Raw genomic sequence first — 23,108 nt, forward strand, 5'->3', positions numbered from 1 at the left:
CTCACTGTTGCGTTTTAGCGGATAATGTTCTGTGATGGACGAAGGTTAGCCTAATTCACCCGGTTATATTAGTAAAAATTCGAGGCGCTAGATCTCTTATGGGTAAAGATCCAACAACGGATATTGCGGATAAACTCGCCCACTTGCGCCTGAGTTTTCGTGGCAAGGCGGAGGGAGAACTCGATCAGTTGAGCGAAGTTGCTTCGAAGGTTACCGGGGGGGATCAGAAGCAGCGCCTGTTGCGTGAAGATGTGATGTCGGCCTACCAGCTACTTCATCGTCTGGCCGGTTCTGCGGGAACCTTCGGTTACACCAGGTTGGGGGCGGAGGCCCGTAGGCTGGAACAACGCCTTAAGCCATTGACTGAACGAGACGCCAGCAATGGCGATACCAAACTGGTGGTTCCCGCTGAGGAACATCAAAAAACTATAGATACGCTTGTGCAAGCTGGGCGATTGCGTGCTCTGCTGGATGAACCCGTGGTGCCTGCCATCCCTAGTGTCAGCAATTCTGAGTGGTTGAAGGGTAACCATGGCCTGCCAGTCTCTGATATTCATGTTGTTCTGTGCGGACTGTCAGAGGGGTCGCAGGTCTTTCTCGAGTACGCACTCTCAAACTACGGTTTTTCGGTATCGCGTCAGGAGGTCACCGCTCTGTCGTTCAGCCAGGCGCATGAGATGACAATGGTCCTGACCAGTGAAGACGGGCTTTCCGACGTATCCTCGGCGCTTAATTCGCTTTTCGGAAACGAGGAGTCACTGAAGCCTCCGCTGATTTGCGTGGGACGCAGCGACGACTTCCGCGACCGGTATGCCTTGGCCGATAAAGGGGCGGATGCACTGTTTCACGAGCCAATTGATATAACCATGCTGGCGGAAGGTATTGAGCGTCTGGTTAGCGAACAGAGCAGGACAGTCTCCGGGAAAATCCTGATCCTGGATGACGATGAAGACCTGGCGGAGCACTATCGGGCGGTTTTGGAGGCTGCTGGCTTTATCGTTCGCGCGATCAGTGATCCGGAAACGGTTCTGTCTGAACTCTCGGAATTCTTCCCGGACATAATGCTGCTGGATGTTCTTATGGGCGCGTATTCCGGGCCGACGGTGGCAAAGCTGATTCGCTTCGACCCGGAATGGGTAAGCCTGCCGATCATTTATCTTTCGTCTGAGCAGGATAAGCAGGTTCAGCTCGACGCTATGGCAAAAGGCGCTGATGAGTTCCTGACCAAGCCCATGTCCGACAGCCATCTGGTACGTGCCGCTCAGATTCGCTGCTATCGCGCCCGTCAACTTAACGAGTTGTTGATACGAGACAGCCTTACAGGCCTGCTGAAGCATTCGTTCATCAAACAGGAAGTAGAGAAGGAGCACGCCCGCTGCAAGCGACTGTCGCACTGCTCGGTCGTTGCTATGCTTGATCTGGATCATTTCAAAAAGGTGAATGATCAGCATGGCCACCGAACAGGTGACGTTGTCATCAAGGCGCTTGCCAGTCTGCTCAAGCGGCGCTTGCGCTCAACTGACCTGATCGGACGATACGGCGGGGAGGAATTTGTGGTGGTATTGCCAGAGTGTACAACGCAGGAAGGGCAGTCGGTTATGAACCAGATCTGCCATGCGTTTTCGGACCAGCTATTCACCAATAATGGTGTAAGCTTGTCGGTCACCCTCAGTGTGGGTATTGCATCGCTGAGTTCTTTTGGATCTGGCAGCGATGCGCTCAATGCAGCGGATCAGGCCCTTTACGAGCGAAAGGAAGCGGGCCGTAACGGAGTAACCATTTTTCATCAGGGATGAGGCGTAATGTAATGAAGGCACTGATTCTGGAAGATGACTCCCTGTTGGCCGATCTGCTGGAGACGGTGGTTGGTGGGCTTTATCCCGGGGTCGACATTTTTGTAACGGCGTCTGTCAGGGGTGCCCTGATGCATTGGTCAGAACACGGCTCCGACCTGATGATTATTGACTGGAATTTACCGGATGGTTCCGGCCTTGAGGTTATTCGGACGGTCCGCGAGAAAAACAGAGAGACGATCATTGTCATGGTCTCCGGTCGGGCTGACCGGGACTCTGTTCTGAAAGCCGCACGTCACGGCATCAATGGTTATATCAGCAAACCCTTTGATGTGGCGATGGTGCACGATAGGCTGACCGCACTGGTGGACCCGGCGGCCTTTGATCGGGAGTCGCAACCCGATCTGGAGCACTTGCTGCAGATCTCGGTAGAATCCGTTATTCAACTGCCTTCCGCCATTGATACCGCCCGGGTTATCGAGTTGATGGGACGGAAACAGGACCTCTCCCCATCGCAACTCGCGGAGCGATGGAATGACGAGGTTGCACTGACAACCCGTCTACTTGATGTGGCCAACAGCGCCTCGTTTCAGAAGACTGGTGAGCCGGTCCGCAGTTTGCGTGACGCGATTGCAACCATGGGTGTTGATATGGCCCTGCGGCACGCTATGGCCATGTCGCTGGATATCGGCGGCCAGTTGCGGGATTCTCGTTTGGCGGAAAAAGCGACAGCCATTCTCGAAACCGCCGAAAAGGTGGCCCAGGAAGCCGTGCGAATTGCACTGCGGACTGGAAGCGATCAATCCGAAGTGCATACGGCGGCCCTGCTCAGCCGGGTAGGCGAGCTGGCGGTGCTCAAGGTGATGCAGCAGTGCCTGGATCGCAAGGGTACGGTTTCCGATGAGCAGATTGAGGACGGATTAAAGGCCTGGGCTCAGGGTTATGGGAATCGTCTGAAAGTGCAATGGCACCTGCCCTTGCAGTTGCGGGAGCTGATTGGTGCCGTTCATTTTCTGCCGCGTGATGCCACGAGCGATTCAAAACTGGTTATGCGTGCCTCCGCCTTGATAGCGGATGGGCAGAATCAGGGCGAGGAATGTTTGCGCTTGCTGCGCAGACTGGGGGTGGATAACCATGAGAGAGGTACAGACGATGGCTAGCCCGGTCGGAGAGCTTCAGCGAATTCTTTATGTGGAGGACGATGCCGACATCAGGGCCGTGGCGGAGCTGGCACTGGAAACCGTTGGGGGGTTTTCAGTAAAGAGCTGCAGCTCCGGTCAGGAGGCGCTTGTTGAGGGTCCGGATTTTGACCCCGAACTGATCCTGCTGGATGTTATGATGCCGGGTATGGATGGCCCGACTACGTTTCAGGCGTTACGGGAAATTCCGGCATTGAGCGCGACACCTGTGGTGTTCATGACCGCTAAGGTGCAAACTGAAGAGGTGGCGTTCTACAGGGAATTGGGAGCGGTTGACGTGATACCCAAACCGTTCGACCCCATGACCCTTGCCGATCAGATACGTGAAATATGGACGTCCAAGGTGTGAACATGGTTGCGAAAGAATCGCCAGAGGAACTGAAACACAAGCTGAATCTGGAAACGTCCCGGATTAATTGGCATGACCTGCAGGTGTATTATGCCCGTGGTCATGTCGTGAAAGTGGTCCCGGAACTGGACCTGCTGGATGTGGCGGCAGAACTGTCAGCGGACAACAAGGCCCAGTTTGAGCGTTGGTTGGCCGATAACAAAGTGGGCGATGTCGCTCCGGATCTTGCCCGCCACTGGTATGACGAAAACACGGAACTCTGGGCAGTGGTGATTGCGCCCTGGGTGCTGGTGCAGGACAGGTCCGGGCATGTACTTCACTGAAACTCCTGGAATAAGGCCGTGAAACTGCATTACTTTCATGGGCGTGGCCCGCTACGGGCACTGGTTATGGTCCGGGAACAGCGCCGGGTTGAATTGTTCATCAAACCCGTCGGTGAGGACATCTGGGCGTTGGTGGCACTCAGTGGTTCGGTGGACGGCCAACCAGAGAAACATCGTTGCCAGGGCCCCTATCGTTCCATTTCCCAGGCGGAAGCGGTGTTGCGCAGTGTTGCGGGCGCGCTGATGGGGCAGGATTACCAGCCCCAACCCAACGACTATGTGGTCTGGTCGGTGATGGCCCAACGCCTGGCGCGCACCATTCGAACCGATCGCGATGCCAGTGCAGGCAAGTTTCATTTTGATCCCGATCAGTACGAACCTATCGGCTGATCTTTCCCACCCCAATACACTTTTTTCGAGGACTTCATGCTGACCGGCGCACTGCTGATCCTGGCACCGCTTTTCCTGGGGTTCGCCCTGGCACTTGAGAACCGCCATCTGATGACGGTCATTCATTACGGCGTTGAAGGGCTGGTGTATTTTATCCTGGCACTCTTGGGACTGAGCCTCGGGCAGATGGAAGGCGTTGGTGGCCAGTTGGCCAATATGGCATCCCAGGTTGCCGTGCTCGTGGTGGTACTGTTTGTGGCCAACATGGCGGGGCTGTGGCTGTTTCACCGTTGGCAGCCGATGGCAGCGCGGGAGGATCATGTGGACCAGCCTCGTGGCTATCGTCGCCTTTTCCTGGCGGGGTTGAAGCCACTGTTGGCGGTTGTAGTGGGTGGTTTGGCCGGTTTCTACTGGCTGCCGGATATGCCCATGGCCGAAGACGTGGCGACCTGGTCGCTAATGTTGCTGCTGTTTCTGATTGGCCTGCAACTGCGCAATGCCGGCCTGTCCCTTCGTCGGCTGCTGCTCAACCGACAGGGGTTGGGCATTGCGTTGGCGCTGGCCGGGAGCTCTCTGCTTGCCGGTTTTGCAATGGTGCCCTTGCTGGACGCCGCCTGGCATGAGTCGTTGGCACTGGCGTCCGGGTTTGGCTGGTATTCCCTGTCCGGTATTGTGATTGGCGATGCCCTGGGGCCGTCCTGGGGCGGTGTCGCCTTTCTCAATGATGTGGTCCGGGAGATTATTGCGCTTGCGATTATTCCGCTGTTAATTGGCCAGCGACCGGCCATGGCCATCGGCTATGGGGGGGCGACTGCCATGGACTTCACCCTGCCGGTGATCCGCAGCAGTGGCGGCCTGGACTGCGTGCCCGTGGCGATTGCGTCGGGGTTTATCCTGTCGTTCCTGTCTCCCATCCTGATGGCCGTGTTCCTGTCCATGGGAGGGTGATGTTTCAGAGCAGGAGCTTTCTGACGTCGATCTTGTAGTCTTCCGGGTCCACTGAACGCAGAATCCGGTCCTGGGCCCCGGGTTTGGCCAGGTCCAGGGTGTCAACGGTGATAGGCATGCGAAAACGGGTGTTATACATCACACGCAGCACCGGCAATCGCTGGTCCTCGTCATTGGTTTCGACGACAACACCGAGACGGCCGCTTTCCAGCAGCACCAGTGAGCCAATGGGATAGAGCCCCACACAACGAATAAACTCTTTCACCAGGGCGGCGTCCAGATGGCTGCCGCTCCACTCCAGCAGTTTCTTCAGGCCCTGGGTCGGTGTCATACCCCTGTGATAGACACGGTCTGAGGTAATGGCGTCGTACACATCGGTAATGGCTACCATACGACCGTACACGGAGATTTCCTCGCCCCTCAGGCCCTCGGGGTAGCCACTGCCGTCCAGGCGCTCATGGTGCTCTGCGGCGGTGACGATGGACAGCTCGCCGATACCCTCTGTTGCCTTGAGGATATCCCGCGAATGCCGCGCATGGGCTTTCATGACCTCAAACTCGTCTGGCGTCAGCCGTCCCGGCTTGTGGAGAATGTCGTCCGGCGTGAGAATTTTGCCGATGTCATGGAGCAGTGCGCCAACGATGGTCTGGTGCAGTGCGTCCGGAGGCAGCTTGCGGTAGTTTCCGAACAGGGACATCAGCACACTGAGATTGACCGAGTGCTCCAGCAGGTAGTTGTCCTTCTCACGGATGCGGCCCAGGCAACTGAGGGCATTGGCGTTGCGCAAGATAGAACTCTGTAGCTCGTCAGCCAATTGGTGAATGGGGGCTATGTCGATGGCCCCTTCAAGCTTCACGCTGTTCATCAGGTTGCCGACCAGCCCCTGAGCCTGGTTGTGCACCTGCTGGGCGAACACCATTTCCTCGGCCACGGCTACCCGTTTGAAAACGCCGGGAGTCTGTTCGCCGGCGCGCTGCAGCGCGGACTCGTTGCGGCGATCGACCTCGTGGGCTGGTTCCGAATCCTGGGAATCCAGGCCCTTGGAGACATCGATGTAGACGTAGTCCACCCCCATCCGGCGGATTTTTTCAACGGTGTCCTCTTTTTTGATCACGCCGCGACGGCGTTGGGTGTTGTGAGGAATCCAGTCGTTGTTCAGGTCGGTGATGTACATGCCGACCTTGAGCGCGGAGACGGGGATGCGTTTGATCATCGCGGCTGGAAGAACGTTCTCAGGCTGTTGTCATAGGTTGTAGCCAGTACGTTCTCCAGCGGTAGTTGTTTCACCTCGGCGATTTTCTCGGCAACAAATGGTATGTAGAAAGGTGCATTTTCCTTGCCGCGATAGGGAACCGGGGTCAGGAACGGTGAATCCGTCTCCAGCAGGATCTGCTCGATGGGTGCCATACGCACAATGTCACGCACGTTTTCGGCTTTGTTGAAGGTGGTGATGCCGTTAAAGCCCAGGCACCAGCCTTCGTCCAATGCGTATTGCGCCAGCCCCGGGCCTGACGTGAAACTGTGGATCACGCCGCGGCGCTTAAGAGTACCTTCGAACTCCTTCAGGATGTCGATGGTGTCGTCATCGGCCTCGCGGCTGTGGATGACCACGGGCCGGTCGGTGTCACAGGCGATCTGCAACTGGCGGCGGAACACGTCACGCTGAACGTCCCGGTCTGCGTTGTCGTAAAAGTAGTCCAGGCCAATTTCGCCCACTGCCACGATCTTGTCGTCGCCAGCGTGCGCGCGGATTTCCGCCTCGGCGGCATCGGAATACTGTTCGGCATCGTGGGGGTGTACCCCTTGCGTGCCATACACCCAGGGGGCTGTTTGGCTCAGTTCACGCACGGTAGCCAGATTGTCCGGTGACACAGCGATGGTGATCACACGTTCGATATTGACCCGCTGCGCTTCGGCCAGGGTTTCCGCCAGGGGGCGATCCTTGAGGTAATCCAGATGGCAGTGGGTTTCGATAATCGGTTGATCGAAAACGGGAATGTCGCGACGTTTCTTGCTCATTGGCGGTTACTTCACTCCATCGCAACCAAAGCGTTGGCTGCTATCCTGAGAACTTTGTCACAGTAGTTTATCAGCTTGTTCGATTGTTGACCTACATTGCTGTCATAGGGAGAAGTGCATGCACATCATTGTTGTTGGTGCCGGCGTGGTTGGCGTAACCACGGCGTATGAGCTGCAAAGCCGGGGCCATCAGGTAACCGTGCTGGAACGTCACAGCGCGGCTGGGAATGAAACCAGCAAAGGCAACGCCGCCCAGCGCTCCTACGGGGTGGTCTATCCATGGGCAGACCCATCCATGGTGTTGAAGGCCATCCCCTGGTTATTCAAGAAGGACGGCCCGCTGAAAATGTCGGTGCCGCCATCCATGGAAACCTTGCGGTTTATGTTCGCAACGCTGCGCTACGCCTGGTCGCCTGGCCTGTTTGGCCTGAACAAGCGCGCCATGATACGCCTTGGTATTCATAGCCGTGAACGCTTCCTGGCCCTTGAAAAGGAGCTTGATCTGCCGTTCGACGGCGGCCACCAGGGCCTGCTTCACCTTGCCAGCACCCCGGAAACCCTGGAAAACTACCGCGAAACCCAGCGGTTGCTCGACGAACTGGGTATCCCCTCCCGATTGCTCACTCCTGAACAGGTTCGCGAAGCAGAGCCCGGCATGATCGGGGATGGCCCACTCTACGGCGCCCTGAGCTATGACACGGATGGCACCGGTGATTGTCATCTGTTCTCCCGTGAACTGGCCAAGGCCTGCGAAACGAAGGGGGTGCAGTTCCGCTACAACACGGAAACCGAACATTTGGTGGCTGATGATCGGCGGGTAACGGGGGTGACCATCCGCAAGGACGATGGCACATCGGAAACCCTTGAGGCAGACGCTGTGGTTGTCAGTGCCGGTTGCTGGTCGGGGCATCTTACCCGTCCCCTGGGGCTTGAGTTGCCGATCTACCCGGTGAAGGGCTACAGCTTTACGGTGCCCTTGAAAGACCCTGGCCGCGCGCCGGTGTCGACCATCCACGATGACAACTACAAAGTGGTCTCGACCCGTCTGGGAGAGAGACTACGCGCCTCCGGCTTTGTGGAATTGGACGACTTCAACCGCGACATTCCGGAAGCCCGGCTGGCGACCATTCGAAAGTCCGTGGAATCCCGTTTTCCCGGTTGCGCCGATCTGGAGGCCGCCGAGACCTGGACCGGTTTTCGCCCCATGACTCCGGACGGTCCTGCCATCATCGGTCGAGGCCCCCGGGAGAACCTGTTCCTCAACACCGGGCACGGCACCTTTGGCTGGACCCTGTCAGCGGGCAGCGCTTCGGTGATTTCCCAGTTGATTGATGGGGAAGCGCCCTCGGTGTGTCTGGATGCATTCCGGCCCGGGCGATTTGCCGAATGACGTTACCTTCGGCGGCGGGTTCACACCACCGCGCTGATGCTTTTTACCGGCGCTGGCAGCGCTTGAACGATTGGCTGGCGCGGCATCGCGAGTTCTGGCAACCGACGCCATTCGCCGATCCGAGCCCGGCCTGGGCGGAGAACTGGCCGGTATTGGCGGACCGGGTTGCCCGGCTCTCCGACAGCGACTGTGAGCAATGGGACGATGATCCTGTCGCGCTGGCTGAATGGGTGGCCGGGGAGTTGCCATCTTTCCGGGACCTCGGAGAGCTGACCGACATTCAGCCGCTTGCCGTCGAATCCGCCGATCAGAACACCTTGCCCGAGGTGCGGGCAACGGATATGCCCGGGCGTAAGCGGCTTCAGGCCGGTGCATTTGCAAGCGCTATCCACCCCCTGAAGCAGGATGTGCTGGACTGGTGTTGCGGCAAGGGCCACCTGGCCAGAACCCTGGCACCCCTGTGCGGGGGTGACGTAACCGGGTTTGAATGGAACGCGACCCTGGTGGACGATGGCAACCTCCTGGCCGGAAAGTTCGGGGATGCGGTTACCCTGCAGTGCCAGGATGTCATGGCCGAGAACCTGACGATGCCGCCCGACGCTCACGGTGTTGCCCTTCACGCTTGTGGTGACCTTCATCGCAGGCTGATGCGTAAGGTGGCTGGCGAGGGCCTGCCAAGGGTGAGCGTTTCACCTTGCTGCTACCACCTGACGGAAGCGTTGGACTACCAGCCTCTTTCCAGGCGCGTCCGGGCTTCAAAAAATGGCTTGGAGCTGACCCGCAACGAGCTGCGACTGGCCGTCAGGGAAACCGTGACCGCACCGAAGCGTGTGCGTGAGCAAACCCGCAGGATCAGTCGTTGGCGTCTCGGGTTCGATGGTCTTCAACGGCAGCTTCGCGGCGTGGATGCCTACCTGCCGGTGCCGTCGCACCCGACGCGGCTGACGAACGGCGATTTTGCCACCTTCTGTCGCTGGGCAGCCGGCAATAGGGGGCTGGAACTACCCGGGGACACAGACTTTGGTGTCTGGGAACGTCATGGCGAGCGGCGACGGCAGGAAGTGCGCCGCCACGAGCTGGTGCGCCACCTGTTTCGGCGGCCACTGGAGCTTTGGGTGGTGCTGGATTATTCAATGTTTCTTGAGGAACAGGGGTATGACGTTCGGCTGGGGACCTTCTGCGAGCGCCAGCTGACGCCCCGCAATCTGCTGATCGACGCCGAAAAAAGGTCTGTGGACTGCTAAATGGCTCAGGGCTTTCGGTACACTACATTTTCCACGCAGCCGTCCCGAAAATACACGTAGGTCAGTTCATAAAGGGCGCCATAGTATTTCGTCTGGTATACCCAGGTTTCCTGGGGTGTGGGGTAGGTTTCCGGAGGTCGGCCAAAGGCTTTTAGGACATGCTCTTTGGTCATGCCTTTCACCACCTGTTCCCGCACCAGATAGCGCCGCAGGTCGGTGGAGTTAATAAAGCGGCAGGTGTCATCACTGGTCGCCTCCTGTGTGCTTTTTTCCGGTTCTTCCACTGTTTCATCACGCTTGGGTGACGGCGGGAGGTTCTGGCCAAAATTGCCGCCAATCCGGTTGTCACGGATGGTGATTTCCTCGGAGTCTTCCCCGCAGTGCTGGTCCGAAAAGCGAGTATCACCACCGGCATCGCACCGGTAAACCTGGGGCCACGCAGCAGCGGGTATACCCCATGTGAGAATAAAGACGAACAACATTCGCTTCACGGCATTCTCTCGCGAGCATGAAATTAAGGGCGCCTGCCCGCCAATTAAAAAAGGCGCCCGAAGGCGCCTTTTCGTTGAGCTGATCTGCACAGGATGTCTGTACAGGATCAACGTCGACGCTTAACGGCGAACCTGAATACGAGCCTCAACCCGACGGTTCTCCGCGCGGCCAGCAGCGGTCTCGTTACTGGCAACCGGCTCGGACTCACCGTAACCAACGGCATTCACACGGTCCTCACTGATGCCCAGGGCATCGGTCAGCCGGGTGGCAACTGCCTCGGCACGGCGCTGGGACAGGAAGCGGTTGTATTCCGCCTCGCCAATGCTGTCACTGTGACCGGCGACTTCCACGTTGGTTTCCGGATACTCGAGCATGAAGTTGGCGACGCGGCGAATCTCATTGTCGAAGGCATCGCCGATCACCGAACTGTTGGTCGGGAACTGTACGTTCAGCTCGATGGTTTCGACGGTTTCTGTCACGCCTTCACAACCCATGGCATCCACGTCTGCGCCTGCAGTCGTGCCGGGGCACTGGTCCGCGCTGTTCACCACGCCATCGTTGTCGCTGTCCAGTTCACAACCACGGCTGTTGACGCTGGCGCCCGCCGGTGTGTTGGGGCACTGGTCCACGCTGTTGGCGACACCGTCACCGTCGTTGTCACGCTCACAGCCATTGCTGTCAACGTTCACACCTGCAGGTGTTCCGGCGCACTGATCGCGGTTGTCCGGCACGCCATCGTTGTCGCTGTCTGCGGCTTTGCGTGGTGAGGGCTTTGAGTCCGCGACGGTGCGAGAGAAGGCAAAGCTCAGGCCAAGGGTTGCCTGGGTATCGAAGGTGCTTTCGTCAATGCCATGGAACTCGCGCAGGTCCGCGCGAATGGAAACGCTATCACTGACGTTGTAACGGAAGCCCGCCCCGACGTTGACGCGGGTTTCGTCGTGATTGGAACCGGCTGTCTGGTAGCTCAGCACATCGTCGCCGAAGTCCGCGTGGCCGGCACCGGCCGAGACATACGGATTCCAGGCTTCATCCTGGCCGGCAAAGTAATAGAGGCCGTCCAGTCGATATTCTTCAAAGTCGCTGCTGCCATTGACGTACTTACGATCGGCATCCGCCTTGGAATAGACGCCTTCCACGGCCCAGTTGGGGTGGAAGCGAAATTCCGCGCCAATGCCCAGGGTGCCGGTTTCACTGAGGTCGCGCTTGTCGTCAAACAGCTGGAAGCCGGCAAACGGGTTCAGGTAAATGGTTTGCTCGCGTTCGGCGAGTGCGGGGGTCGCAAGGGATGTCGTCAGGGCCGCAATGGCCAGTGGGCGCATGATATTCATGCAGAACCTCCTGTTCAATTATCGTTGTAAAAAGTACTCATGTCGTACTTTCGCATAAAGCATTGCTGCAGCGTACTTACGTGAAATTTAAGTCAGGGGATTCAAAAAAACAAAAAAAGAGGGCCAGTGTTACGTCCGCAATTGTACTCAGGCCCTTGATGACATGGCGGTAAAATACAGGTGGGCACTTTTCTTGCTGAAATTCAGGGTGTCACCGTTGTCGAAAGCGACTTCGAAGGACCGTTCGTCCTCCCCCGTCACTGAGCCCGGCCCGAAGATGGCATGGCTGAGACGGTTTCTTGCCCAGAGCGGTGTCGTCTCCTCGGCCGTTGCTTCCGTACTTGTCTGCAATGTGACGCCTTGAAGGTGCGCATAGCGAAGACCGGTCGACGTCAGTGGTACGGTGGCTGTCAGTGCGTCAGCGCTGTCGCAGGAACGCCCGTCCAGCCACTGGCCAAACTCTTGGGACAGTGGAAAGCACAACTCATCGACAAACCGGCTTGGGCCCTGGTCGCCGTCAAGGTGTCTTTTTTCTCCGAATGGCCGGGTGATCAGGTGTAGCTGCTCCCGGGTTCGGGTCATGGCCACATAGAGCAGACGGCGTTCACTTTCCAGGAAGGCCTTGGGGTCGTCCTGGGCTCGGGGGCTGTAGGGCAGGTACTTCTCCTGCAGTCCCGGCAGTATAACGGTCGACCATTCCAGGCCCTTGGTGCGGTGGATGGTGGAGAGCAAGGCGCCGCCATGGCGATTTTCACCCGCCTGTTTCTTCAGAGCCTTGAGGTGTTCCAGCGCGCCGTCAATGCTGACATCGAGTCCCGAGAGGTACAGCCGGAAGCCCCGGATGGTCTCGATGCGTTCGTCCGCGGTTTCATGGGTCAGTGCCAGGCTGCGAATGCCCTCGTAGAGTTCGGTTTCCTCCGCATAGCGGGATATCAGATCTGCCACTGAGCCTTTGAAGCGCTCCAGCTGTGCCAGTGTTTCCCCCAGCTTGCGGAGCTTTTTGGCCGCCATGGGGGCCAGTGCGTCAAAGTCCATGGCCAGCAGCCGCTCGTGCCAGCCCTCGCCGAACCCAGCCAGAAAGCGTGCCAGCTGTTCGAGCTCGGGCTCCTTGAGGCCCACATGGGGGAAGCGCAGCAATTGCCGGGCAATATCAAGCCGATCTTCATCAGGCAGATTGCGAATCCGGCCCGACACCACCATCAACAGGCTGGTGATGGCCTGAACCTCGCGACTGAACAGGGCTCCCTTCCCGGCGTCGATGCGGTAGGGCACTTGTCGCGCGAGCAATTTCAATTCGATAGGAACACTCTGGCTCCACACCCTGAACAGGATCGCCGTGTTGGCAAGCGCTTCGTCGTCCATGGGTTGCAGTAGTTTCAGGACGAGATCACTGTCGTTTTCCTGCTGGTGCAGGGTGATGCCGGTCTCAGGTGTGGTTGGATGGGAATGGCAGAGCACATCCTTGCGACCGGTGTTGTGACAGATCAGGTGATTGGCCAGCAGAGCCACCTGATGGCCATACCGAAAGGTATAGCTCAGGGTCTGCTCCAGTGGGCTTTCAAACTCTTCGCTGAAACGCCTGAGTATGAAATCGGGTCTGGCGCCCCGGAACTCGTAAATCGTCTGATCCGGATCGCCCACGACAGTCACCCGTGCCCGGTCACCGGCCACGTATCTGAGCAGTAGATGCTGGATTTCGTTGGTGTCCTGATACTCATCCACCAGTACCAGGTCCATTTTGTTGCCGACCAGGCGCTGTAAGGGCGGGTTCTGGTGAATGGCCATCACCGGTTCGTAGAGCATGTCGGCGTAGCTGATGCGGCTCTGGGATTTGCGCCACTGTTCAAAGCTGTGGAACAGGTCGATCAGGTAGCGGTGTTTGTCGGAATAGCCCAGTTCCTCAAAGACGATGTCCACCGGGGACAGGGTGGTTTTCACCAGGTCGATGAAGTTAACGGCGGTTTCGACAAAGTCTTTCTTGTTACGGCGGATCTCGTCGGCCAGGTCCTCGGGCGCCAATCGCCGCGTAAGCTGCCAGGCCTGATAGCTGATTTCCTGGTCGGTGAGGATCTTGTCGGAAAACCCGGGCAGGAAACCCTCCCGCACGAACCGCTTGTAAAGCCGTAGCCCCATGGCGTGGTAGGTGCGAATTTCAGGTGTCGCCAGGCCCAAGTTACGTGTTACGTCCTGAAGTTTGTGCTCGAAGTCCACCCGCGCAGCGCGGTTGAACATCAACACCAGCATACGGTTCGGATCATGTCCCTGTTCTAGCAGATAGCGGATGCGCCAGGCCAGAGTGGACGTTTTTCCACTGCCCGCCACGGCGGTGATTACCGCATGTTCAAAACCTGCGGTGATGATGGCCCTTTGCTCATCAGTGAGGTAATCGGGCAGATTGGAGGTTTCAGGTATTTGGGGTGGGGGCGACATGCTGTGTATTGTACCCGGCGACTGGTAGTGCTGATACTGGTGCCGCATAATCCTGATAACTTTTGCTTTTCTGCTCGTCGGGATTGACCGCATATTGGGTGCAGGAGGGTTTGGGGGTTCTCTTCCAAAACACGCTCAAGCACATCCATGTGGCGCTTGGGCTCCGCCATCCATGGCTCCGCACAGTTTTGGAAGAGAACCCCCAAACCCTCCCTCTGAATTAGGAGAATGATGTTATGGCTACAACTGCAGAACCGGTGAACGTGCTGGGTGAGAAGTTGGAAATTTGTGGTTCGGATCCGGAAACCGGGTTTTATCGGGATGGGTGCTGTAACACTGGGCCCGATGATTTGGGCGCCCATGTCGTTTGTGCAGTCGTCACAGATGATTTTCTGGAATATTCAAGTGCTCAGGGTAACGATCTGAGTACACCAAGACCTGAATTTGGTTTCCCCGGTTTGAAAGAAGGGGATTCCTGGTGCCTGTGTGCATCCCGCTGGCAGGAGGCGTTTGAGGCCGATAGTGCGCCGCGTGTGAAGTTGCGTGCGACGCATCGTTCAGCGTTGAAGTATTCAAAGCTGGAAGATCTTAAACGTCACTCCGTGGATTTGAGCTGAGTGGATGGCGGATCAAATCGGGCCTGATCTGGCCGGGTGGCAGGAGCTGCAAGCCGGGTTGCGGGCTGTCGGACATCGTCGGTTGGTGGTTCTGGAAGGTGAGCGCGCAGCCTCTCTTACGTGGCTGCGTGAACTTCTTCCAGTATTGTCGATAGCGCCAGGCGTCTGGACCGGGCCGGTTGAGGATCAGCCGGAATCCTCGCTGACCTCGATCAAACCGGTCGAGGGACGTCGCTGGCTGGGACAGGAACTGGCTTGCGTGGTCTGGGATGGCTGGCGGGGGAATCCACCGGACGGTTTTGCGGCGTTGTCTGGAACCCTCGCGGCCGGTGGTCTGTTTTTCTGGCTGATGCCGAAGCTTGAAGAATGGGGCGATTTCGACGATCCGGATTACCGGCGCACCGGATTGGACGGAGCCGGTCAGCATTCGTTTGCGGCTCGTCTGGCCGGAGTTGTGGCCGGTGATCCCGATAGTATTCGTATCACCCCGTCTGTTGACCCTCAGCCGCCATTGCCAACGGTTGAACCACCCCGCGATGCCTTCCGGGTAGGCGCCACCGATGACCAGCGTGCGCTTGTGGAAGAGGTTGTTCGAACGGGGCTGGGGCGGCGTCGGCGACCGCTGGTGGTGACGGCGGACCGGGGGCGGGGTAAGTCTGCGGCTCTGGGCCTGTCGGCGGTTCGTCTTCTGAATGAAGGGCGGCGGCGCGTGGTTGTGACGGCGCCCGGGCCGGATGCGGTGAAAACATTGTTTCACCACGCCCGCCTGGCCAGCGGGCAGGCCTCTGATCCTGACATGGGCACGGGCGATGTTGCGGTGGGCGATCAGGGGCGGCTGGAGTTCTGGCCCCTGGACCGGCTGCTTGCTGAAAAGCCGGAGGCGGAAGTGATCATGGTGGATGAAGCCGCCGCCGTACCGGCAGACCTGCTCAAGCGGATACTGCTGGGTTGGCCCAGGGTGATTTACGCTTCCACGGTGCACGGTTATGAAGGTTCCGGTAGAGGCTTTGCCATCCGTTTTCGCTCGGTGCTGGATGCCGAAACGCCTCACTGGCGCAACACATCGCTTACGGCGCCCATACGATGGTCTGCCTCTGACCCCCTGGAGCCGTTGACGCGTCGGATGTTTTTGCTGGATGCCCCGGCACCACCCGTCAGTGATGACGAAGTGAATATCGCCGTTGAACGCTGGAACCCGGGTACCGCAGAAGACAGTGAATTGGAGGAGGCCTTCGGTTTGCTGGTGGATGCCCACTACCGAACCTCACCCGGTGACTTGCGCCAGTGGATGGACGATCCGGCCGCGGTGAGTTGGCGCCTGACCCGGGGTGGTGTTCTGGTCGGCGTGCTATGGGCGACGGTGGAAGGGGGGCTGGACAGCGAGCTTGCAGAGCAGGTCATGTTGGGCAAGCGCCGCTTGCGGGGGCATCTCTTGCCCCAGTCCCTGGCGACCCACAGTGGATTTGCCGAAGCAGCCTGCCAGAGTCTGTTGCGCATCGTGCGGATTGCCGTGAGTGCCGAGGTTCGCGGTGAGGGGCTGGGGCAGACACTGGTGGCGGCTGCAAATGATTATGCGTGCAAGCAGGGGCTGGACGGTATCGGTACCAGTTTCGGCGGTAACGCCGGGTTGTTGTTGTTCTGGCAGCGGTGCGGGTTGGAGCCGGTTCGGCTCGGGCTGAAGCGCGAAGCCAGCAGCGGCGAGTATCCCCTGCAGTTGCTTGCCGGGGTGTCTGCGCAAGGTAAGGCGCTGACAGACCATTTGCGTGGCAGGTTGACGGAGCACTGGCTCACCCTCGTGCCGCGCAACTGGATAGACGCAGAGCCGGAGTTGATTCTGCGGATAACCTGCGGCCTTCCCGCTGACAGACCGCTCAATGAGGATGATTTCAGGGACCTGCACAGTTTTGCCCATGGCTATCGGGGCTTCGATCTGGCCTTGCCGGTACTGAGACGGCTGTCATTGCAGGCAGGCGTCGTCAACGGGATGGCCGGCGAACGTTTGCGCTCCCTCTGGGCCAGGGCGGTGCTACAGGGTTGGTCGTGGCCCGAGTTGCAGGCGAACGGTGAATGCGTGGGCCGGGAGGCAGGCGAAGCGGAATTGCGCTCTCTGGTGGGCGATATTTTGCAGAACCGGCCGGACTTGTGAACCGCTCGCTTTCATTGCCGCCGACGACTGACCAGAATATCCGCAAAAATAAATCAACAGAGACTGAATCACCATGGCCCAGGGAACCGGCACCATCCTCGTGAGATTTCTGGCCGTCCTGGTCGCAAGCGCGCTGATGACAGCGTGTGCGACGAGCACAGATCCATCCAACCTTGAGCAGCGCCGTGCGTCGGTGGCGGATACGCCGTTGATGGCGGCGGTCAGCAACGGAAACCTTGAACAAACCAAGTCGCTTGCAGCCTCTGGCATGTCCTTGAACACACTGACCGAGGCCGGCACACCGCTCTCGGCGGCGGTCAGGGCGGGCGAGGACCGAATTGTCTGGTTCCTGCTCAGCGAAGGTGCAGCGCCGGACCTGGCCACGGCAAGTGGTGTCACGCCACTGATGATCGCCTCAGGGGATGGCCATCGGCGGATCGTGCAACTGTTGTTGTCGGCCGGCGCCAGCGTAAATGCATCGGACGGCGAGGGTACAACGCCGGTGATCCGCGCCGCCCGTAACGGTCATCTTTCCGTGGTGAAAGTACTGTTGGCCGCCGGGGCGAACGTCAATGTGAATCAGGGTGGCCACTCGCTGCTGATGCACATTGTCGAAGGCGGGGATTTACTGACCGCCGAGATGCTGCTGGCGGCGGGTGCAGACGTCAACTATCGCGGTAGCGATGGGCGAACGGCTCTGGATCTGGCGCGTGCCAGCAACAACCGGGATATCGAGATGTTGCTGATCCAGGCCGGCGCCGAGCTATGATGCGGGCTTGCGGCCCGTTCAGCTCAGTGCCATGGGGTCGTTGCTGTCGTCCAGTTCCGGCTCGAAGTGTTCTTCAACCACTGTGTCGGGCACGTCGCTGACGCTCGGGAATGACCAGGTGGGCTTGTGATCCTTGTCGATCAGCCTGGCTCTGATACCCTCCCGCAAATCTGGCCGCTGGGTGCAGCGGGCGGCCATGGTGTATTCCATCCGGAAGACGTCCTTCAGTGACATTTGCTGTGCCTTCTTTAGCTGGGTCCAGACCAGCCAGGCGGTAACCGGGCAGCCGCCGCGCAGGTTTTTCACACAGCCTTGCCACCAGTCGCAGTCGATCTCCGCCGCCAGGAGATTTTCAACAATGGCCGGGAGTTCATCGCCTGCGCTGAGCCTGGCGATGTCCTGCTCATGGCGCGCCAGTTCACTGGCTGGCAGTGCCCGGTAGTCCGGATGCTCAAGTTGCTTGACGAGCCGGAACAGGCGGTTGTCATCAGCCGCTGATTCACCGGTCCAGCGCTCCTCCTTCAACCGCTCGATCAATGATTCCACCTGATCTGGCAGGATGGCCATATCGGCCAGGCCAACCCTCAACGCGTCAGAGACGTTCAGCCGCGCTCCGGTCAGCCCCATGAACAGACCGATGCGGCCTGGCAGCCGATTGAGGAACCAGCTTGCACCAACATCGGGAAACAGGCCTATGGTGATCTCGGGCATGGCCAATGTGACATCGGGCGTTACCAGGCGGTAGCGGCAGGCGGAGAAAATGCCAAGCCCACCGCCCATCACCACGCCGTGGCCAATGGCGATCACCGGCTTGGGGAAGCAGTGAATGGTATAGTCCAGGCGATACTCACTGGCAAAGAACTCGGCCGGTGCGTCCGGATCTTCGTCGCCGGACAGGGCGCCATAAAGTTCGCGGATATTACCGCCCGCGCAGAACGCACGTTCACCAGCGCCGCGGAAAATAACCAGGCTGATGTGGTCAGCGTCGGCCCACTGATCCAGTACGGCCTGGGTTTCGTGGATCATCGACGCGGACAGGGCGTTCAGAGTGGCCGGTGAATCCAGGGTGATCAGGCCGATGTTGCCTTCCCTGCACGCGATTTCCTGAACCTGAATGGGCATGTCGACTTCTCCGCATCGAATGGGGTGATTATTGATCCATCACATTTGAGCTTTTTTTTTGCTGTGCTATAAGTTCGGTCAGAGTTCGCACCGGCAGGATCCTGTCGGGCTATAAAACGATGAGAGGGTAAAACCAATGAGACTGAAATACCACACCCTGGCCGCCGTGTTCGTGTTGGGGGCTGCCGCTCCCGCCGTTACCATCGCCGCTGGTGATGCTGAGGCCGGTAAAGCCAAGGCCGCCGTGTGCGCAGCCTGCCATGGCAAGAATGGCATCGCGGCCATTCCGGGTTACCCCAACCTGGCAGGACAGAACGAACAATACCTCGTGTCTTCGCTCAAGGCGTACAAGAACAAGCAGCGCAACGGTGGCCAGGCCGCCATCATGCAGGGCCAGGCGGCGGGCCTCAGCGATGAGGACATTGCCAACCTGGCCGCTTATTACGCCAGCCTTCCGGCGGATGGTGGGGAATAATCCCCATCACCGTCAGGACGTGGCAGGCGTTGCTTCGCTGATAATCCGGTAACTGGGTTCGTAAGCGCCGGAACCGGGTAACTTCATCCGGTCCTGGGCAACGAACTCTTTCAACATCGCTTCCAGGGGTGCCAGTAGCTCCGGATCGCCGGAAATTTCAAATGGCCCCTTGGCTTGCACGTGGCGTATGCCGCTTTCCTTGACGTTGCCGGCGACGATGCCACTGAACGCCTTGCGCAGATTCGCGGCAATCAGGTGAACCGGCTGGTCACGGTGTAGCGCCAGCGCCCGCATGCTTTTATGGGTGGGCTCGAACGGCATCTGGAATACCGGGTCGATCTTCAGCATCCAGTTGAAATAGTAGGCGTCCTGCATGGCCCGGCGGAAGGTTTCCACGTCCTTCATGCCCTGTTTCATGGTGCGGGCAACTTTGTCCGGGTCGTCGATGATGATTTCGTACTTGCTGGCGGCTTCATCGCCCAGCGCGTTGCGAATGAACTGGTCGATCATCTCGAAGTATTCCGCGTTTTCCTGCTGGCCGGTAAAGACCACCGGGAAGGGCAGGTCGGCGTTGTCCGGGTGGAGCAGGATGCCGAGCAGATAGAGGATTTCCTCTGCGGTACCCACACCACCGGGGAACACAATCACGCCGTGGCCTGTCCGAACGAAGGCTTCGAGGCGTTTCTCGATATCCGGCATGATCACCAGCTCGTTGACGATCGGGTTTGGCGCTTCGGCACCGATGATGCCTGGTTCCGTCAGGCCAATGTAACGGCCGTTCTTCACCCGCTGTTTGGCATGGCCAATGGTGGCGCCTTTCATCGGGCCTTTCATGGCGCCGGGGCCGCAACCGGTGCAAATGCTCAATCCTCGCAAACCAAGCTGGTGGCCCACTTCCTTGCTGTACTGATATTCGCGCTCGTTGATGGAGTGGCCACCCCAGCACACCACCAGGTCCGGATGACGCCCTGCCTGTAGTACACGGGCGTTACGGAGGATGTGAAAGATCAGGTTGGTGATGCCTTCCGGGTCGTCCCGGCGAAGACCGACCGCGGACTGGGGGATTGAGTAGGAATAGATAATATCCCGCAATACCGAAAACAGGTGTTCGCGGATCGCGCGCAGCATTTGCCCGTCCACGAAGGCGTGGGCGGGTGCATTGACCAGCTCCAGTTTCAGACCCCGTGGCTGTGGCACCAGGCGAACGTCAAAATCCGCATGGGCTTCCATCAGGGTTTTACAGTCGTCGGTTTCAACACCGGTATTGAGCACGGCCAGGGCGCATTGCCGGAAAAGCCGATACAGCCCCCCTTCGCTTCGGTCCTTGAGCCGGTTGACTTCAAAGTTGGAGAGGATTTCCAGGCTGCCTTCTGGAGATACCAGGGCATTGATGGTGGATTCGGTCATGAACGCAAAAGCTCCTGAATGTTCTGCGGGCCCCTGGCGTCAGGGCGATGCCTTTTTATATGAGTATAGCGAGTATCGGGAATGCCTGATTTTGAGGCAAACGGCGAAACCGTTACACTAAGCGCTTTACTGTAATTACGCTACCCGACAGACGTCCGATTTATGAAACTCCTTATACGCCCCGCCGCTGAAGTGGCCATCAAGAGTAAACCCGTTCGCCGCCAACAGATGCGGCACCTGCGACAGAATATTCGCAAACTGCTGGCACGCCTGGACAGCGATATTCACGTTGAGGGCTCCTGGGACAGGGTTGATGTGGCCATCCCCGACGGGCGCGGTCTGGCGGGCCCGGTGATTGATGAATTGTGTCGTATTCCGGGTATTTCGACCATCCAGGAGATCGGTGTATTTCCCTGGGTAAGTATGGACGACGTGGCGGAGCAGGCAGTGGCAGCGTATGCGGACCGTATCCGTGGCAAAACATTTGCGGTTCGGGTTCGCCGCCATGGTAATCACGGGTTCCGCTCGATTGATTTGGAGCGTTTTGTCGGGGCCGCCCTTTTTGAAGTCTCCGAGCCCTACGGCGTAAACCTTCGCAATCCGGATATTGAAGTGCGTATTGAGGTCCATGAGGATCATTATCACATTGCACACCGCAAACACCGTGGTGCTGGCGGCTACCCATTGGGTGCAGTGGAAACGGTGATGACATTGGTTTCCGGTGGTTATGACTCCTCGGTGGCGGCCTACCTGATGATGCGTCGGGGGCTTCGCTCCCATTTCCTGTTTTTCAGCCTGGGCGGCCCCGCCCATGAAATTGGCGTGCGCCAGGTGGTGCATTACCTGTGGGATCGTTACGGCGCCTCCCACGGCGCCAAGTTCATTTCCGTGCCCTTCGAAGGGGTGGTTGCTGAAATTATGCGTTCAGTCAACCAGCGCCACTGGGGGGTGGTGCTCAAGCGCCAGATGCTGAAAGCTGCCTCTGACATTGCGGCCGCCAATAACGCCGCTGGCCTGGTGACCGGTGATGCCGTGGCACAGGTGTCCAGCCAGACCCTGTCAAACCTCAACGTGGTGGACCGGGCCAGTAACGAGGTGGTACTGCGGCCGCTGATTTCCATGGACAAGGAAACCATCATCAACATCGCCCGGGACATCGGTACCGAACCGTTTGCTCGTACCATGCCGGAATACTGTGGTGTGATTTCCCGTAAGCCGGCCACACGCGCCAAGCTGCATCGGGTGGAGGAAGATGAGGCCGCTATGGACGCCAGGGTGTTGGAACAGGCCATCGCCAGCCGTCAGGACACACCGGTCAACCGCCTTCTGGAAACCACCCGGACGCCAGAAGAGGTTGAGCTTGTGCATACACCGGCTGTGAACGATGTGATTATTGACGTACGTCACCCGTCTGAAGGGGAGCAGTCACCCCTGCAGCTCACCAGCAATCAGGTGGTGGAGATACCGTTCTACGAACTGAATGAGCGAATCCAGTTGATGCCGGACGACAAGCAGTACCTGCTGTACTGTGATCGCGGCACCATGAGCCGCATGCATGCCTGCAATCTGAAGGCCGAGGGCCACACCAACATCAAGGTGTATGCCCCGGCCCGTTGATAGCTACCCTTCCAGCCCCTTGAAGAATTGCTGCACGTTGGTGCTCAGGGCTTCCAGATCATAGCCGCCTTCCTGCACCACCAGTGTGGGCAGGCCGGTGCGACGGATATCGGAACCGAGGCGACAGAAGCCTTCCGAAGAAACCGATACTTTGGCCTGGGGGTCGTTGTGGTAGATGTCGAACCCCAGGGTAAGAATCAGAACGTCTGGCTGGAACAGTCGAATGGCCGCCAGTGCTTCGTCCAGTTTGGCGAAGAAATCTTCCTCCGAAGCGCCATGGGGCATCGGTAGGTTAATGTTGTAGCCAAATCCTTCCCCTTCCCCACGTTCATCTTCATAGCCACTGACGACCGGGTAGAAATTGGTGGGATCACCATGAATCGAAACATAGAGAACATCGCTGCGGTCGTAGAAGATTTCCTGGATGCCCTGGCCGTGGTGCATGTCGGTGTCCAGTATGGCAATCCTGGGATAACGGGGTTTCAAGTGTTCTGCAGCAATAGCGGCATTGTTGAGGTAACAGAAGCCGCCGGCGGAATCCTTTCGGGCGTGGTGGCCCGGCGGTCGACAAACCGCGTAGGCGTGGCGCTCGCCGGCAACCAGGGCGTCAGCAGCGCCGAGCGCTGTCTGGGCTGACCAGTAGGCGGCGTCCCAGGTGTTTGCCCCGATGGGGCAACTGCCATCGGCCTGGTAGCGGGCAGCTTCGGCAAGGATGCCCTTGAGGGCATTCGGTGACCGAACGAAGATGTTGGAAATCACTTCGTCACCCCAGTCTTCCATCTTTGACCAGCGCCGGTGTGCGGATTCCAGGAAGCGCAGATAGCCCAGGTCATGGACCTTGGAGATCGCTCCGGCACCCTGGTCTGCCGGCTGCAACACCGGAATGCCCATGGCCTTCAGCCCTTCCAGCATTTGTGCGGTGCGATCAGGAACTTCCTGGGGCTGTCGCATCTGGCCGCGGGTGAAGTAAGTTTTCGGAAGATGCTGATCCTGAGAGGGATGAAAAAACGCCTTCATGTTCCTGCCTCCTGATAATGACATGGTTCGAGT

The 23,108-nt window shown here is 58.7% G+C and carries 21 protein-coding genes; 13 read left to right on the forward strand and 8 right to left on the reverse strand.

Translation table 11 applies throughout. The features are described from left to right. The first annotated feature begins 98 nt into the window (after positions 1-98). The 6 genes from R1T46_RS05485 to R1T46_RS05510 are packed head-to-tail and all read left to right on the forward strand — an operon-like array spanning position 99 to position 5,002. The gene (locus tag R1T46_RS05485) at positions 99-1,796 is read left to right on the forward strand and encodes a diguanylate cyclase (protein WP_317307608.1); all 1,698 of its coding nucleotides are present in this window, start codon (positions 99-101) and stop codon (positions 1,794-1,796) included. A gap of 11 nt (positions 1,797-1,807) precedes the next feature. After that, entirely contained in the window at positions 1,808-2,953 is a 1,146-nt protein-coding gene (locus R1T46_RS05490) for a response regulator (protein WP_317307609.1), read from the forward strand. After that, complete coding sequence (locus R1T46_RS05495; protein WP_075195631.1) at positions 2,946-3,341, forward strand: response regulator; 396 nt, start codon at positions 2,946-2,948, stop codon at positions 3,339-3,341. The genes R1T46_RS05490 and R1T46_RS05495 overlap by 8 nt, the downstream gene beginning before the upstream one ends. A gap of 2 nt (positions 3,342-3,343) precedes the next feature. After that, the gene (locus R1T46_RS05500; RefSeq protein ID WP_036211125.1) at positions 3,344-3,664 is read left to right on the forward strand and encodes a DUF2288 domain-containing protein; all 321 of its coding nucleotides are present in this window, start codon (positions 3,344-3,346) and stop codon (positions 3,662-3,664) included. Positions 3,665-3,682: 18 nt separating this feature from the next. Beyond that, on the forward strand, positions 3,683-4,054 hold the full coding sequence (locus R1T46_RS05505; protein ID WP_036211122.1) for a hypothetical protein: 372 nt from the start codon (positions 3,683-3,685) through the stop codon (positions 4,052-4,054). A gap of 36 nt (positions 4,055-4,090) precedes the next feature. Beyond that, on the forward strand, positions 4,091-5,002 hold the full coding sequence (locus tag R1T46_RS05510) for a lysine exporter LysO family protein (protein WP_317307610.1): 912 nt from the start codon (positions 4,091-4,093) through the stop codon (positions 5,000-5,002). Between the two features lie 4 nt (positions 5,003-5,006). Here R1T46_RS05510 and R1T46_RS05515 read toward each other — a convergent pair whose 3' ends face one another. Next, complete coding sequence (locus R1T46_RS05515; RefSeq protein WP_317307611.1) at positions 5,007-6,215, reverse strand: HD-GYP domain-containing protein; 1,209 nt, start codon at positions 6,213-6,215, stop codon at positions 5,007-5,009. Beyond that, positions 6,212-7,021 (reverse strand): TatD family hydrolase, encoded by an 810-nt coding sequence (locus R1T46_RS05520; RefSeq protein WP_036211116.1) that lies wholly within the window; start codon positions 7,019-7,021, stop codon positions 6,212-6,214. Before R1T46_RS05520 ends, R1T46_RS05515 begins: the two co-directional genes overlap by 4 nt. A gap of 118 nt (positions 7,022-7,139) precedes the next feature. Here R1T46_RS05520 and R1T46_RS05525 point away from each other — a divergent pair, with 118 nt between their 5' ends. Then, a complete protein-coding gene (locus R1T46_RS05525; protein ID WP_317307612.1) occupies positions 7,140-8,411 on the forward strand; it encodes a D-amino acid dehydrogenase in 1,272 nt (423 codons plus the stop codon). Continuing rightward, positions 8,408-9,655, forward strand: a complete 1,248-nt coding sequence (locus tag R1T46_RS05530; protein ID WP_317307613.1) for a methyltransferase — start codon at positions 8,408-8,410, stop codon at positions 9,653-9,655. The genes R1T46_RS05525 and R1T46_RS05530 overlap by 4 nt, the downstream gene beginning before the upstream one ends. Positions 9,656-9,660: 5 nt before the next feature. On the opposite strand, the gene R1T46_RS05535 is transcribed toward R1T46_RS05530, so the two are convergent. The 3 genes from R1T46_RS05535 to R1T46_RS05545 form a co-directional block, all read right to left on the reverse strand. Beyond that, entirely contained in the window at positions 9,661-10,137 is a 477-nt protein-coding gene (locus tag R1T46_RS05535; protein ID WP_317308264.1) for a hypothetical protein, read from the reverse strand. A 129-nt stretch (positions 10,138-10,266) separates the two neighbouring features. Continuing rightward, positions 10,267-11,475, reverse strand: a complete 1,209-nt coding sequence (locus R1T46_RS05540) for an OmpA family protein (protein WP_317307614.1) — start codon at positions 11,473-11,475, stop codon at positions 10,267-10,269. A 147-nt stretch (positions 11,476-11,622) separates the two neighbouring features. Beyond that, entirely contained in the window at positions 11,623-13,953 is a 2,331-nt protein-coding gene (locus tag R1T46_RS05545; protein ID WP_036211103.1) for an ATP-dependent helicase, read from the reverse strand. 188 nt (positions 13,954-14,141) lie between these two features. Between R1T46_RS05545 and R1T46_RS05550 the strand changes: the two genes are divergently transcribed. From R1T46_RS05550 to R1T46_RS05560, 3 genes are all read left to right on the forward strand, one after another. Beyond that, positions 14,142-14,522 (forward strand): DUF2237 family protein, encoded by a 381-nt coding sequence (locus R1T46_RS05550; RefSeq protein ID WP_036211101.1) that lies wholly within the window; start codon positions 14,142-14,144, stop codon positions 14,520-14,522. A gap of 4 nt (positions 14,523-14,526) precedes the next feature. After that, positions 14,527-16,668, forward strand: a complete 2,142-nt coding sequence (locus R1T46_RS05555) for a tRNA(Met) cytidine acetyltransferase TmcA (protein ID WP_317307615.1) — start codon at positions 14,527-14,529, stop codon at positions 16,666-16,668. Between the two features lie 73 nt (positions 16,669-16,741). Further along, positions 16,742-17,437, forward strand: a complete 696-nt coding sequence (locus tag R1T46_RS05560; RefSeq protein ID WP_036211096.1) for an ankyrin repeat domain-containing protein — start codon at positions 16,742-16,744, stop codon at positions 17,435-17,437. An 18-nt stretch (positions 17,438-17,455) separates the two neighbouring features. Here the strand turns inward: R1T46_RS05560 and R1T46_RS05565 are convergent, their stop codons facing one another. Beyond that, positions 17,456-18,559, reverse strand: coding sequence for an enoyl-CoA hydratase/isomerase family protein (locus R1T46_RS05565; RefSeq protein WP_317307616.1), 1,104 nt, complete (start codon positions 18,557-18,559; stop codon positions 17,456-17,458). 136 nt (positions 18,560-18,695) lie between these two features. Here R1T46_RS05565 and R1T46_RS05570 point away from each other — a divergent pair, with 136 nt between their 5' ends. Further along, the gene (locus R1T46_RS05570) at positions 18,696-19,034 is read left to right on the forward strand and encodes a c-type cytochrome (RefSeq protein ID WP_036211090.1); all 339 of its coding nucleotides are present in this window, start codon (positions 18,696-18,698) and stop codon (positions 19,032-19,034) included. 12 nt (positions 19,035-19,046) lie between these two features. On the opposite strand, the gene ppnN is transcribed toward R1T46_RS05570, so the two are convergent. Further along, positions 19,047-20,441 (reverse strand): nucleotide 5'-monophosphate nucleosidase PpnN, encoded by a 1,395-nt coding sequence (ppnN, locus tag R1T46_RS05575; RefSeq protein ID WP_036211087.1) that lies wholly within the window; start codon positions 20,439-20,441, stop codon positions 19,047-19,049. A gap of 162 nt (positions 20,442-20,603) precedes the next feature. Between ppnN and thiI the strand changes: the two genes are divergently transcribed. Then, a complete protein-coding gene (gene thiI / locus R1T46_RS05580; protein WP_317307617.1) occupies positions 20,604-22,058 on the forward strand; it encodes a tRNA uracil 4-sulfurtransferase ThiI in 1,455 nt (484 codons plus the stop codon). Positions 22,059-22,061: 3 nt separating this feature from the next. On the opposite strand, the gene R1T46_RS05585 is transcribed toward thiI, so the two are convergent. Beyond that, positions 22,062-23,075, reverse strand: a complete 1,014-nt coding sequence (locus tag R1T46_RS05585; protein WP_286749805.1) for a histone deacetylase family protein — start codon at positions 23,073-23,075, stop codon at positions 22,062-22,064. Between the last annotated feature and the right edge of the window lie 33 nt (positions 23,076-23,108).

The sequence above is a fragment of the Marinobacter salarius genome (assembly GCF_032922745.1).
Classification (GTDB): Bacteria; Pseudomonadota; Gammaproteobacteria; order Pseudomonadales; family Oleiphilaceae; genus Marinobacter.